The organism is Acidobacteriota bacterium (assembly GCA_016208495.1).
Lineage (GTDB): Bacteria > Acidobacteriota > Blastocatellia > Chloracidobacteriales > Chloracidobacteriaceae > JACQXX01.
Map to the genome: position 1 here is coordinate 1 of JACQXX010000142.1, position 13,800 is coordinate 13,800.

The window sequence follows — 13,800 nt, forward strand, 5'->3', positions numbered from 1 at the left end:
AGAAACATCAACGGCTGACTTGATCGTGGCGGTTGGGAACCAGTTGCTATTGTTCCAGGAAAGGAGCTTACTGGCTGGAAATGAATTGAAAGCCGACCACACCCAATCAGTGCCATTTGTGACCAAAGCCATTGCGACCGGGCAGTTTTATCAAAACCGGCCACAACAACTGGCACTCTTGACCGATGAAGGTCACCTGATGGTTGGAACACCTGATTCCAGTGAGTTTACGGTGCGCGGGCAATGGACCGGGGCAACATCACTGGTGACCGCACGGGTTTCAACAACCGGATCGGATGATCTGGTGGTGTTGGACCAAACGAATCAACTCCACATTGTTCTGGATCAAGAAAGTGAGTCAGTGGCCAAACGGACGATGAGCAGCAACCCGGTGGCTCCGGTGACCTTTGACACTCAACGTGCCCCGGTGGCCGTGCTGCCGATGCGGCTCAACGTAGATGGATTGAACGATCTGGTGATTCTCCGCGCCGGAGACCCCCAGCCAGCCGTTGCTTTAACCGCACCGGTTCACACCTTTGTCATCAACACCGCCGATGCGTCATCAAGTTCTGGGGATATCAATCCTGGGGATGGAATCTGTCGGGATTTTAATGGGAACTGTTCCCTGGGTGCGGCAATCGGCGAAGCTAATGCCAGTCCCGGCGCCGATTTGATCACCTTCAATATTGCACCCGGCGGGCCTCAAACCATCCGGTTTGATTCTCTCTTCGGGGCTATTTTGAATCCAGTTTTCGACTTTACCGAATCCGCCACGCTTGATGCCACCACCCAACCCGGATTTGCTGGAACACCGATTATTTCGTTTACCGGCTCTCTGGCACGGTTAGGGTGTTTACAATTCTCGGGGAGTGTTGTGATTCGTGGAATCGCCCAGAGTGGGAATCAATCCTATGACCCTATCAATGGCCGAGGTGGTAATGGTTTTGAGATTTTCAGTGACAACAACATTATCGAAGGTAATTTCATTCAATCTAACCAGGGAGCCGGAATCCTGGTTACAGGCTCAAATAATTTAGTCGGCGGAACGACTGCGGCTTCAAGAAATGTTATTTCCGGGAACGGGTTTGGGAGTCTTTCTGGGTTTGGTTTTTTTGCGGGGGTGAGGTCCCAAAATGGGAATAGCAACCAGATTCAGGGAAATTCAATTGGAACCGATCTCGCTGGAATGGCTAGCCTTCCCAACTTTGGTGGCGGTATCTACATTCCATCCGGCCACAACAACGGTGTCGGCGGCGCTCTGCCAGGAGCCGGAAATCGGATTGCTTTCAACTATGGGCATGGAGTCGAAATTGGACATCCTGTGATTACTCCCAGTCCCTCCAACATCCTGGTTTCACGAAATGCGATTTATTCAAACACCCTGTTTGGAATCAACCTGGTCAAAATTGATGATGACGGATCGACAGAGAATGATCTGAAAAATGACGGATTGACGGAGAATGATCTGGGAGATGCCGACACAGGTGCAAATGGGTTGCAAAACTTCCCAACCATTACCAGTGTTGCTTCAAGTGGTGGTTCAACCACCATTCAGGGAACACTCAACAGTCGCCCCAACACCACCTACCAGCTTGAGTTTTTCGCCAACGACGCTGTCACTTCGTTTCAATATGAAGGGCAGGAATTGATTGGTACAACCTCGGTTACAACTGATGGGACGGGGAATGCCACTTTTACATCTACCGTTCCGGTTGCTGTTTCCTCAACCAGGTTCATTTCGGCCACTGCAACTGACCCTACTGGCAACACCTCTGAATTTTCATTTGCCCTGCAGGTCAACACGGCTGGAAATTCACAACCTCCTGTGATTGCCGTGATTTACTTTAACCCGCCAAAAGCACTAGCCCCGGCGAATGTAGCCTTTTATGGTGGGTTACTTTCGACTGACCTGGATGGGACGATTGTTTCCTACGCCTGGAACTTTGGCGATAACACAACTGGTTCGGGTAGCATCGTTTCACATACCTATCCAACTGCCGGGAATTATCCGGTTACGCTCACGGTCACGGATAACGCTGGAAATACGGCTTCGACCTCAGTGGTGGCTATAGTTCTGGCATCAACCACACCGCCGCCGGATCCAAATATCATTCCGGCACCTTCGAATCTAACGGCTACTGCCACTTCCCGTCGGGTTACGGTTCGATGGCAGGATAATTCAACCAACGAAACCAATTTTGTGGTCGAGCGTGCGCCAAAGAGTTCTGGCCGATTTATCCAGACGACTTCACTGGCGGTCAATACCACAACCTTTAGCCAAACCCTGGCACCTGGCACCTATTTGTATCGGGTACGGGCCTACAATCGAACCACCAAAAAGTATTCGGCTTATTCAAACACCGCTGAAGTTAGGGTGGGATAGCTTTCGTTCGTTCTTTGTTTCAATTGGCAGCACAGTGAAGAGATGGAAATGGGCGGTGTTTCTCAGCGGTGGCTCATTTTGTCTAAGAGACTGTTTGGAAAGGATTGGGATTTTCGCAAGGTATTGATTTAAAAGAAAATTGCCTTTGAAACCTGCGAAGCAAGTGGCCGGCCCATTGTCTGTGTAGGAGCTGAAAATTCCGTGAGTTGCCCCTGTGACTCGGGCCCTTTTCAAACGTTGCCGCCCTAATCAAATTTTCAGGCCGGAGCAGGCCGCGCATTTCACCAGGAAGCAAAGATATGAACTTCAAGCATATGACACGATTTAATGCCGACAAATTTGACGAGCAAAGCGTTTTAGCAGCAGCAGCAGCTCAATATCCGGAAGTGCTGCGGGAAATGATCAATCGGATGCGGGTTACCAAAGAAAGTGAAGCTCAGTTGCTGCTTATTATGCAAGCAGAAAAACTCTTACCCAAATATGCGGCCCGACTTCGGCAGCACACCGAAGACGAGGCACGCCACACACAAATGCTCGAAGTGTTACTGATCGAAATTGGCGGCATGCCAAAACCGGTTGATGGCGAAACGTTTATGACAGAGTTTTGGTGTTTAACCGGGCATTCGGCCCAGCATCTGCCGAGCCTCATTGAATTGCTGGCTGGGTTGCTTCAGATCGAAAAACGGGCACTTGAAATGTTCAACCTGTTGGTAAAGGCATTACCCAACCATCAGGTCGTCCGCCCGGTGCTGGAAGTCATTCGCCGGGATGAAGAAAAACACCTGCGCTGGGTTGAAGATCACTTAACCTATCTGGCTTCACTTGGTCCAGAACATAGCCGTGAAGTCGAGCTCAACCGCCGCCGTTATGAACTCATTGACCAGGCTGCCTTTATAGCGATGACAGGCAGCCGAATTGATCGGTTGAAGGCTGTGCTGGAAGTAGCGGATACCTTCACGGGTGAAGTTCGAACGCAGTATATGCTGGAGCAGGTGCCACGTGTGCTCAAGGGAACTGAAACTATCCGCCGACGGTTTATGGCGCTCAAGATGATGGTGGCCATGCAGCACCAATATCACGACGTACCGCTGGTTCCGGCCAAAGTTTCAGAGTGATGTTTTTAGAGTTCCGGGCTCAGGGAAACACAACTCCTTCAATCATTTAACCTTTGAAGAGTTGAAGTGGTTTTGGTTCTTAGTCGCTGCCTAAGTACAAGTTCCCACAAATAAGGGATGGAATTTCAGCTTTCGCCCGGATGGACGCCGGAGAACAGCCGGTGGTTTGCTGTTTTGGGCACACCACCGGGTCTTCGATCTGGATTGGTTCGCGCCCGGACGGGCACTGGAACAGAATCGTGAGCGAGGGGCCGAACCCCATAAGCGCCAGGAGAAGGAACCAGAGCCCGATCTGGACAAGGGGACCGGGAAACAGGGAGACAGGGAGAAAAAACAACTGGTCGCCTTCCCCCGCTCTCAATCGGAACTGATTCAACCTGACAAACCTGGTGAATTGTCTCCGTGTCTCCCCGTCTCCTTGTCTCGCACAGACTCAAACTTCTTTCTCCTGACGCTTATGAGTCGTCCCCCCCCGAGGGAAAAGGGATCGAACACCCTTCCACAGCGCCCATCCGGGCGAAACCCAATGTTTCTCCCACCGAGTGATCGAATTTCATCCCCCTTTTATGGGGACTTGTACTAAGGTTACCCGCCAATTTCGGACATTGTCCGGGTTGGGGCCAGAAATTCCGGTGAGTTGATCGTGTGGCCAGGTCCTTTGTGAAAGACTGCATTACAAATGAGGTCTTTTAACGCACTTCGCGATGCTCCAGCTCGGAGCGGTCCACGCAGGTCGTATTCCTGATGGGCAAACAGGCAGGTTTTGAGTTTTCCATCCGCCGTGAGTCGAATCCGGCTGCACGCATTACAAAACGGACGGGTGACCGAGGCAATGATTCCGATTTCACCCGTGCTTCCATCGGCAAACCGAAACCGAAGCGCGGTTTCACTTGGGCTGGCCGGAAACACTGGTCTCAATTGAAATTGTTGTTGAATGCGCTCCAGGATTTCGTCGCCTGAAACCATCACTTCGGGCCGCCACTGGTTTGGTCCATTGAGCGGCATATATTCGATAAATCGGACAGCGACTCCGGTTTCACGGGCAAAGCTCACAAAATCAAGGATTTCGTGGTCATTGACGTCTCGCATCACGACACAATTGATTTTCAGTGGGGACAACCTGGATTGCTGGACCTGGTCAATGGTTTCAAGCACTTTTGGCAAAGCCGCTTTTCGGGTCATGGCCCAGAAGGTTGTTGGATTCAACGAGTCCAGACTCATCGTCACCCGGCTCAGTCCGGCATCAATGAGGTCAGGTAAGGAGTCTCCGAGTAAAAATCCATTGGTGGTGAGCGCCAGATCCGAAACACCTGAAATTCCAGCCAGTTGGCTGATCAGAACCGGTAATCCCTGGCGGAGGAGTGGTTCGCCTCCTGTGAGTCTGATTCGCGTCACTCCCAGTTCAACAAAAATCTCAGCCAGCCGGTGAAGCTCTTCAAACGTCAAGAGTTCCGGCTTGTCAACCCAGGACAACCCTGTTGGCGGCATACAATACACACACCGAAAGTTGCACCGGTCCGTCACCGACATCCGCACATTACGAATCACCCGGCCAAATGAATCACACAGATTTGGCGGGAATGTATCGTGGACTGGCTGGCCATTCGTCGGTTGAAACATAGGGTTGGCGTTCAGAGTTCCGCCTTCAGGCGGGTTTCTTGATCACCCTTTTTCATCTGGGCAATAGTTTTGTTCTTCAAGAGTTCGAAAAACTCAGCTCGAATCCGGTTCCAGTCTTCGTGCAATGGACATTGCCCGTTGTGAAGACTGGTACTCTGGCAATAAGGACATTCAACAAATTCCGGGTTCGGGTCGAGGATTTGAAACACTTCCCAGAGCGTGATTTGTTCGGGGGTGCGAAACAGTTCGTACCCGCCGTGGATGCCTTTGCTTGATTTGAGAATTCGATGGCGGCGAAGCTCGCCCAAAATCTTTCGAAGATAGACTGACGGAATGACCTCGGCGTCGGCGATTTCACGCAAACCGCATGGCCGTCCCTGGGTTTGCTGGGCCAGATAAACCAACGCTCTGATTCCATATCCGGTGGCTTTTGAGAGAATCATGGCGACTGCCCTCCGGGATTTCCTGGATTCCAGGTTTCAGAGCAAAATAAATACAAAAAGGACAAAAGGGACGAAAAGGACCAAAAGAAAACACGTTCGAACACCCGGAACCCGAAGTCCCAATTCCTGACCAGATGACCAACTGACAAGGTGACAAGGTGATTTCTTTCATCCCTCATCCCTTCAGAAACCCGAACCCGGAACGGTTTTCAGAGTTCCCCGCAGTCAAATCCGCATTCCGCTTCCTGGTCAAAAGTTTGATGAGGCGGGCCAGGGTACATCGGAAGCGTCTTGGGTGGGCCAAGACGCCGCAGAAATGATTGTCCGGCTTTGGCCAGATAGGGGACTTCCGAAGTGATGAGGGATTGCGAAAATTGCCCGGCGAACACAGACAAGTGATCAGTGACAAAATGCGCTGCCGTTTCAGATGTAATCTGGGCTGATTCGGTGTCGTTTGCGGCCAGGGCAAAGGCTTCTTTCAGTCGCAGGTAACTGAGAAAGCCAGCTTCAATCGCAATATGATCCGGGGCTTCGCGCGAAGCAGGTTGATATCCAAAGGCGGCGTAATAACAGGCCAGTTCCGAAAGCAGGTATCCTGGCTGCACCATGGCAACATAACTGATTTCACGGGCTGGAACCGGTCCTCCAGGACCAAAAATTGAATGGTAAAACCCTTCGGAGGCTTCCTGAAGCGCGGCGGTGGCTGCCTCTTTCAGGTCGAGGTCATTTGTTTGAGCCGAAAGTTTGGTGATTTCACGTTGCCAGTGGCGGCGCGGGCAGTCAAACAGCAGGCTCAGGAGCCGCCAGTCAGATGATTCCTGGAAGAGCTGCACCAGTTTTGGATCAAGGGAACGTTTCGGATTACTCATGGTCCCACCTTCATGTGTAAAGGCACCCAGCCGGTTCGCATCTTCCGGGCGCCGACTTCCTGGTGACTGCCTTCCCAAACAGCAAAGGCAATCTGGGATCGAACCTGCGGAGATAGCCCCGTTGGAAGCTTTCTGACAATCACCACCTGCCAGCCAGTTTCAGTCCGGATGCCAAGCCCCCGGGCACCTCGGGCGACAGGGGTAATCGTGCCGGGGCCTTCGGAAATCAAATCTTCCACCGGGTTGTCACGCGGGCCAACCCGCCGGTTGCCAGCCGCGCTGGCCGGAGCGTATCGTTTGGCCATTTCCTGTTGCGTCGGTGACCCCTTTTCCAACGATTGGGCTTCAAAGGGGTAATGGTCGGGCTGGGCATTAGGATAAATGGATTTGATCGAGTCTTCGCGGCCATTGGTCCAGGCTTGCCAGTCGGCTTTCCAAATTGTGATTTCAACTGGTTTGCCAGCTTCGCCCATTTGTGGTGCTGGCACGTTGGCTTCAATTTTGGTCGGCACCTGAATCGCACAGGCATCGGAAAAGGCCGCCGGTTTTTGAACCTCATTGCGCGTTGTGTCTGCCCACTCCAGCCGAAAAGCGATGTCTGTTCCATTCGTAATCGCCCTCACATGCACATCCGGTGTGGTTGGTTTCATCTGACGTGGTTCAACCAGGTCCTGTGGAATGAGTTTGGCGGTGTGCTCTGAAACGGCGTCCCAGGCCGGATCTTTTGGGTTGACTGGTACTTCACGGGCTGATACGGCAATGACTTCGGTGGTTTGGACGGGTCCGGCTTTTTTGTAAGAAACGACCACCACAATACAGATTCCCATCACGACCAGCAACAAAATATATTTCAGAAATGCGTTCATAGGGGAAACCTCCTGAATAGTTCGTGGTCAGTAGTCAGTAGTCAGTAGACAAAACCCGGATCGTTGAATCAGTAGAATTCTTGAAAAGAATTGTTTCTAAATGACTCAAATAGAATCAAATCCACTTGACAGGCACTTCAAAATTCCAACACTTGACTACTGACTACTGACTACTGACTACTGACCACTGACCACTGACTTCATGGACAATTCAACCGCCCGATTTGATAGAGCTTGTCAAAGGCGGGTCGGACGTGAATGGGTTCTCTGAGCGGCACCCGGACAACTTCTGCGCCAGCTTCGCTCATGCCAATCACCCAGTCGCCATCCCGTCGCCATTTCGGGACAATTGATTCGGTTGAACCAAACAGACCCAGTAATCCCGCCATATCCAGATCCTGTGGCGCATTTCGATACGTCTGAAGTGCCTCAATCGCACCCGGTCCAAACATCTGGGTCAGGAAAGACGTCGGCGCGTGCAGCGGTGGAATGTAATAAATGTTTGGCTCCAGGCCGAATTGTGGAAAGAGCGGAAGCGCCACTTTTTTGATGTGAACCAGATAGTCAATCGGGTTATCCGCTTTGGCTTCTTCAGGTTTGGAGATCCACCCGGCCAGTCGGATTTTCCCAATGCAGTTCACAAAACACTGGGGTTGCAGGCCAGTTTCAATCTTTGGAAAACACCCAATGCACTTTTCCGAAGTCCCGGTCATCGGGTTGAAAAAGACTTTCTTGTAGGGACAACCCCTGACACATTCCTGATATCCGCGACAGCGATTTTGATCAACCAGGACAATGCCGTCTTCCTGCCGTTTATAAATTGACCCGCGTGGACAGGAGGCCAGACATCCCGGATAGGTGCAGTGGTTGCAGATGCGGGCCAGATAGAAAAACCAGGTCAGGTGCGGAACGGCCAGACTGGCGCCGTTTTCGATGTGGCCGGCACAATCATCTTCACCGACATTGGGATAGGCATAGTCAAACTCTTCGGGACGCCAGCCCATGACGCGCTCGCCAGCCGGTGCCGATTCAAAAATGGTCTGGCCTTCATAAACCGAGCCATTCCATTTTTGCCCTTCCAGCATATTGAGCAACTTGAGATCCCACGAAAGTGGATAAAACCCGTATGGTTTACTCTCGACGTTGTTCCAGAGCATGTATTCCTGCCCCTTGCCGGAGGTCCAGGTGGTTTTGCAGGCCAGCGTACAGGTCTGGCAGGCAATACATTTGTTGATGTCAAAGACGGCGGCAAATTGTTTTTCCGGTCGGTCTTCCGGATACCAGTAGGACATTTCCCGTCCGAGCTGCCAGTTATAGACGCGTGCCATAGCTATTTCTCCTTTTCGTCGGTGTAGAATTCACCGGCCAGATACCGTTTCATTTCCGGCGATTCATAGCGGGGCCGAATGCCAAGCGAAGCTGGCCGCCATAAGCCGACACCTTCGAGACCACCGGGTTCGGCACGGGTGATTTTGACGATTGATTCACGCGGTGCCCCAGTCGGGCAATGGACATCGGGTAGAAATCCCTTGCCGATTCCCTGACCAAACATGGCTTTGCGAACCAGCGAATCGGTCATCAATGTGGGTTTGAGCCAGCCCCGCGTGGCGGACTGGTGCGAACCTGACCGGAACATGGCCTGATAGCCGGTGCGTGGATTCTTGGCCAATCCGTCGGGTCGTTCGCGTTGACCTTGCTGTGAGCCGGGCGTGGCGGCATACATGTTGAACCACATCCGGGTCACGCCGACCGGAGTGCCGGGATAGTAGCGAGCCCGGCACAGCAAGCGGGCAAAGGCATAATCCGTATCGTTTGATTGCCAGCCTCGGAACGGTCGGTCTTCCGGGTCGGAATCAATCCAGACATAATCGCCATCTTCGACACCGAGGGCTTTGGCGTCCACGGGGTTGATGTCCACATAGCCTTCGGTCACAAACGGGCTGCGTTTGTCGTGGCGATAAATATCCCCAAATGGTCCAAACAAAATCGCCACCATATCGGTGTCAATTGGCGTGGTATGTGACCCGTGGCGATATTTCGGCGTGTGGAAAATAAACTTGTATCCGTCTTTGGCCAGCGGATGGGGCGAAATTTTGGTTTCGGCCCAGGTTTTGACGACGTTGCGTCCACACCGTGTTTCACACGAAAGATCATCCCGCTTGACGCCATACTTTTCTGGCCCGTCGGGCCGGATGGCCTCGTGATTTTTCGGAGCCACAATCACGTTGGGTTCATAGAAGGTCGAATCAACTGGTTCGCGATGGACCGGCAGATTTTCGCCAGCTTCGATAAATTCATTTTCCTCGCGATAAAATTCGAGCCGTCCGGTCTTGGTGTACCAGGGTTGTGAATCCTGGGTTTGCTCATACCCAACGGCTTTCGGCGTGGTTCGGCTGTTCATCAGCGCCGGAATCCCTTCGCGGGCTTTGGCTTCCAGTTCATCAATTTTATAGCCTTTGGTGTTGGTCGAGGTATCGAGAATCCGCTGGAGATAGACCGTGGTCTGGTTTTCCCGGACAAATTTCCAGTAGTCATTAAACCGATTGTCTTTGGTGAGTTCCGCCATTTTGGACCCGACCAGAGAGAGAACTTCGATATCCCCGAGTGTGTTGAAAATGCGTGGTAGCGGGGTGCGTGGAAAGACCTGCAAAAACGGGTTGGAGATCGAGGCGGTCATATCCGGGTGTTTGAGTTCAGCCCACGAATCAACCCCAAACACCACGTCTGCCCATTCGCACGAGGTTGACCACCACCATTCCTGAACGGCAATCATTTCAATGCGCGGCAAGACATTGATCACCGTGTTGTAATGCCATTTGACGTTGCCCAGGATGGAATTGGCATTGGCAAACCACAGCGATTTGGTCGGAGTTGGAATGTGGGTTGCGCCAGTCAGGAGTTTGTTTCCAACCCGGAGCGGGTGGTCTTCGTGGTTGTAGTAATGTGCTGACTCGGGTTTCCAGTATTGTTTGGGCCGGGCCAGCTTGTTTGGGTCGAGTTCGATATCAAACGGGTTTTCGTTGATGTATTGCGGCGACCCGTTAAAGAGCGCCACCCGGTAATTTCCGGCATATGAACCAACGTTTCCGCTGATTTTCCCGACGTTTCCCGTGAGTGCGGCAAGCAAGAAAATGTCACGATCTTTGTTGTCATTGTTGAAAAACTGGTTTGGCCCCATGCCGATGGCAAAGAGCGTCGTACCCGGATCTTTGGCAAAGTGACGGGCCAGTGATTCAACGGCGTGAGCGGGCGCCCAGGTCAGTTCCTCCACCGTTTTTGGATCAAAGTGTGCGGCATATTCTTTCACCAGATCATAGACAGGTCGGCAGCGGACCTTTTTCCCATCGGCAAGCTGGACTTCCACCGTGCCTTCGAGCAAGGCATCGCCGATTTTCGAGATCTTGCCGACTTCGTCCCTGGTCATTGGTTTTGGACTGTTGGACGCCCGATCCCACCAGAGAAAATCGCCCCATTCCTGGCGCATTTTCTCTGGAATCACGTGTCCGGTGTGCGTGGCGGCGGGCGGTTCTTTTTCGCCTTCTTTCAGGAGTTGAATATAGTTTTTGAGTTCGCCGGGCTTTTGGCCGGTGACTTCTTCGGCCCGGAGGTATTTGAGAGTATCCATCCGAACCAGGACCGGCAGGTCGGTCCACTGGCGGACATACTCCTGATCATACAAATGATCGCGCATAATCACGTGGGCAAACCCGAGCGCGAGGGCCGGGGTGGTCCCCGGACGAACAACGAGGACGTCGTCGCCTTTGGTGGCCGTGGCCGAATATTCACAGGCAATCACGACGATTCGTGTGCCTTTGAGCCGGGCTTCGGTCAACCAGTGGGCATCGGGCATCTTGGTCGTGATCCAGTTCATGCCCCAGACCACCACGGTTTTGGCGTATTCGACCGAATTCAAATCAAATTCCACCGTTTGTTGTCCGGTCACCATCGGGTGGCCTGGCGGCAAGTCGGTATGCCACGAATAGTTGTCAAATCCGCGCCCGCCAACGGCCTGATCCGGGCCGACTTTGCGAATGTGCGCATCAAGCAACGCCATCGAATTGGCCATCCGGTACATTCCAAACACGCGGGTAATGCCGAGCAAGGGCATCCCACCACGGAATTTCAGAACCTGGGTGCCGACGCCTTTGGTCGCCTCGATGGTGGCCTCGTCATAGTGCTGCTTTTTGAGTCGTTCTTTGCCGGCCTCGCCGGTGTAGGTTTCAGCAATGTTTTTCAACGCGGCGGCCACAATTGTGGCCGCTTCGTCGTGCGACATCCGCACCCATTCATCACGCGCCCGCTGGAAATATTCAACTGGTGGCTTTCCGTCAGATTCGCGGGGGAACCCGGCTTCATACCAGCGTTTGAATCCAGCGCGAACCATACACTGGTTCACGCGCCGGTCACCATAAAACCGGCGTGTCAGGGCCAGACCTTTCTGACAGACGCGTGGATCCCAGCGGTGCGTGGTGCCGTTCCCAGCCAGATCTTTCGCTTCGCCATACCGCATGGTCGGTCCAATGCGCGTGACAACGCCATTGCGGACGTGGGCATTGAGAATGCAGTTGTGGGTGTCGTTTGGGGCGCACAGGAAGGTGTATTTTGAATCATACTTCCAGAGGTCCCGATAGACGGCTTCCCAGCCACGGTCAGGGTAGACGGCGAGCGGGTTGGTAATGGCATCAAGCCCCCAGACTTTGGTGGACGATGCCACGAGCGCCCCAAACCCGGCGGTGGAGGCCATTTTCAGAAAATCACGTCGTGAAAGTTCCTTTTTCATCGTTTTTTCCCCTCCCAGGAGCGCATAAAAGTCACGATGGATTCAATTTCAGCCGGTGTCAGCGCCGGTCGCACCGTGGATGATTGTGAAAAACCTGCCATCACCGTTCCCCGGCGGCCCTGGGTGATGGTTTCAACCAGGAAGCGGTCAGTGGCTGAATTCAGGAAAATTTGGTTATTGAGCGCCGGGCCTTCGTTTCCTTCGCCTTTGGTGCCGTGGCAACCGCTGCAATTGGCGGCAAAGAGTTTTTCACCCTGGACTGGATTGCCTTTCACCCACCGTGGCGGCATGGTTTCAGCGACTGGTGTCGTGGCCGAGACCTGGCGCAAATAACCCACGATGGCTTTGATTTCCTCGGGGTTCAAGGCACTCCCTGACCCGCCCCAGGCCGGCATTTTTCGTCCTGGACGACCATTGGTGATCGTCGCAGTCAAAAATTCATCCGATACCAGGTTGATGAAATCCGGGTTGGTAATGCCTGGAAACGGCGGCAGCCCCGGATACCGAACGCCCTGCCCTTTGGCGCCGTGGCAGGCTGAACACAACGCGCTGTACATCGTGGCCCCGTCGCGGGCAAATTCGCGTTCACTAAATCGGAGCACCCGCACCTGATCTTTTGGCAAATATGTTCCAGGCAGTTCGCGCCGCCTGAGCGACAACACATACATCGTGAGTTGATCAATTTGGGCCTCAGAAAGCCGCATCATCGGCATTTGCGAACCGGGAACAATGCCAATCGGTGACCGGAAATGTTCGGCGAGCCAGTTGGCAAAGGTTGGCTGGCCTGGAATATGCGTGAAATTGAGTTGTCCAGGGTCTCGTTCACCACTTCGCGAGAGGTCAACCCCGGCATCGCCTCCGATGCCACTGACTTTGTGACATCCCATGCAGCCGAGTGAAAGAAACGTGGCCTTGGCTTCGATCAGCTTTGGCGCTCCAACTCGTGTGGCCAGATACATTTGAATCGCTGCCTGATCAGCGTCGCTGATGGGTCCAAACGATGTCTTCCATGGCCCTTCGGTCGCCTGGGTGCTGTTTTGCAGGTGAAGTGCGTACCAGTCAGGCCGATACCCGGCGACGCCAACCCGGCTCAGGTCAGGACCTTCCATCCCGCCGCCGCCTGGACGTTGGGTTCCACCGCGACCATTGACCCGATGGCAGGCCAGACAATCGAGCCGCTCAAATGTGCTCTGGGCTTTTTCAAGACTGGCTGAATTAGGAATTCCGGTTGGAGCGTGGCAGGTGCCGCATCCAGCATAGCTGTACCGGGTTGGGAGCATCGGTTCCGGCCAGAAATGAACGTCACCGTGTGCGTCAGCCTTTTCAGTGGCAAGTCCTTGCCCACCGTGACAGGTTGTGCAACCAAACTCAGTTGGGTCGTGAACCACTGGCGGATGAGCGGCCACCACGGCGGGGCCCGTCACCCCCTGTTCTCCGGGCGCCATTCCGACGTGGCACGAAACACAGCGATCCGAAATTTTGAGCGTTGGATTGACCACCTGGCGCAGCCGAACTTCGATTGGACCATCAGCCGAGCGGGTGGCGCCCTGGATTCGTCGCCAGTCTTTCAAGAAGTTTTCATTGACTGCGGCAAAAACCAGCAGCCCAAAAACCCCTATACTTGACCAGAGCAGCAAATACTTGTTCTTGTTCATAGCACACCTTTTCGGGGTCGGGGTTCGGGGTTCGGGGTTCGGGGTTCGGGGTTCGGGGTTCGGGGTTCG

9 protein-coding genes are annotated in these 13,800 nt (G+C 53.4%); 2 read left to right on the forward strand and 7 right to left on the reverse strand.

What is annotated here, in order from left to right:
- The first annotated feature begins 442 nt into the window (after nucleotides 1-442).
- Both HY774_27195 and HY774_27200 read left to right on the forward strand, forming a co-directional pair.
- Nucleotides 443-2,383 (forward strand): PKD domain-containing protein, encoded by a 1,941-nt coding sequence (locus HY774_27195; GenBank protein MBI4752190.1) that lies wholly within the window; start codon nucleotides 443-445, stop codon nucleotides 2,381-2,383.
- Between the two features lie 299 nt (nucleotides 2,384-2,682).
- Nucleotides 2,683-3,498 (forward strand): ferritin-like domain-containing protein, encoded by an 816-nt coding sequence (locus HY774_27200; GenBank protein MBI4752191.1) that lies wholly within the window; start codon nucleotides 2,683-2,685, stop codon nucleotides 3,496-3,498.
- A 585-nt stretch (nucleotides 3,499-4,083) separates the two neighbouring features.
- On the opposite strand, the gene moaA is transcribed toward HY774_27200, so the two are convergent.
- The 7 genes from moaA to HY774_27235 form a co-directional block, all read right to left on the reverse strand.
- Nucleotides 4,084-5,118, reverse strand: coding sequence for a GTP 3',8-cyclase MoaA (gene moaA, locus HY774_27205; GenBank protein MBI4752192.1), 1,035 nt, complete (start codon nucleotides 5,116-5,118; stop codon nucleotides 4,084-4,086).
- Nucleotides 5,119-5,129: 11 nt separating this feature from the next.
- Nucleotides 5,130-5,561 carry an Rrf2 family transcriptional regulator gene (locus HY774_27210; GenBank protein MBI4752193.1) on the reverse strand — a complete coding sequence of 144 codons (432 nt, stop codon included), beginning with the start codon at nucleotides 5,559-5,561 and terminating at the stop codon, nucleotides 5,130-5,132.
- A 209-nt stretch (nucleotides 5,562-5,770) separates the two neighbouring features.
- On the reverse strand, nucleotides 5,771-6,430 hold the full coding sequence (locus tag HY774_27215; protein MBI4752194.1) for a molecular chaperone TorD family protein: 660 nt from the start codon (nucleotides 6,428-6,430) through the stop codon (nucleotides 5,771-5,773).
- Complete coding sequence (locus tag HY774_27220) at nucleotides 6,427-7,296, reverse strand: hypothetical protein (GenBank protein ID MBI4752195.1); 870 nt, start codon at nucleotides 7,294-7,296, stop codon at nucleotides 6,427-6,429. Before HY774_27220 ends, HY774_27215 begins: the two co-directional genes overlap by 4 nt.
- Nucleotides 7,297-7,496: 200 nt before the next feature.
- The gene (locus HY774_27225; GenBank protein MBI4752196.1) at nucleotides 7,497-8,624 is read right to left on the reverse strand and encodes a dehydrogenase; all 1,128 of its coding nucleotides are present in this window, start codon (nucleotides 8,622-8,624) and stop codon (nucleotides 7,497-7,499) included.
- A gap of 2 nt (nucleotides 8,625-8,626) precedes the next feature.
- On the reverse strand, nucleotides 8,627-12,076 hold the full coding sequence (locus HY774_27230; protein MBI4752197.1) for a molybdopterin-dependent oxidoreductase: 3,450 nt from the start codon (nucleotides 12,074-12,076) through the stop codon (nucleotides 8,627-8,629).
- Nucleotides 12,073-13,731, reverse strand: a complete 1,659-nt coding sequence (locus HY774_27235; protein ID MBI4752198.1) for a c-type cytochrome — start codon at nucleotides 13,729-13,731, stop codon at nucleotides 12,073-12,075. Before HY774_27235 ends, HY774_27230 begins: the two co-directional genes overlap by 4 nt.
- Nucleotides 13,732-13,800: the final 69 nt, after the last annotated feature.

Excerpts from the sequence above, each read along its gene's own strand:
- HY774_27195 (MBI4752190.1), top strand. The coding sequence starts at position 443 with ATGCGGCTCAACGTAGATGGATTGAACGATCTGGTGATTCTCCGCGCC.
- HY774_27200 (MBI4752191.1), top strand. The coding sequence starts at position 2,683 with ATGAACTTCAAGCATATGACACGATTTAATGCCGACAAATTTGACGAG.
- moaA (MBI4752192.1), bottom strand. The coding sequence starts at position 5,118 with ATGTTTCAACCGACGAATGGCCAGCCAGTCCACGATACATTCCCGCCA.
- HY774_27210 (MBI4752193.1), bottom strand. The coding sequence starts at position 5,561 with ATGATTCTCTCAAAAGCCACCGGATATGGAATCAGAGCGTTGGTTTAT.
- HY774_27215 (MBI4752194.1), bottom strand. The coding sequence starts at position 6,430 with ATGAGTAATCCGAAACGTTCCCTTGATCCAAAACTGGTGCAGCTCTTC.
- HY774_27220 (MBI4752195.1), bottom strand. The coding sequence starts at position 7,296 with ATGAACGCATTTCTGAAATATATTTTGTTGCTGGTCGTGATGGGAATC.
- HY774_27225 (MBI4752196.1), bottom strand. The coding sequence starts at position 8,624 with ATGGCACGCGTCTATAACTGGCAGCTCGGACGGGAAATGTCCTACTGG.
- HY774_27230 (MBI4752197.1), bottom strand. The coding sequence starts at position 12,076 with ATGAAAAAGGAACTTTCACGACGTGATTTTCTGAAAATGGCCTCCACC.
- HY774_27235 (MBI4752198.1), bottom strand. The coding sequence starts at position 13,731 with ATGAACAAGAACAAGTATTTGCTGCTCTGGTCAAGTATAGGGGTTTTT.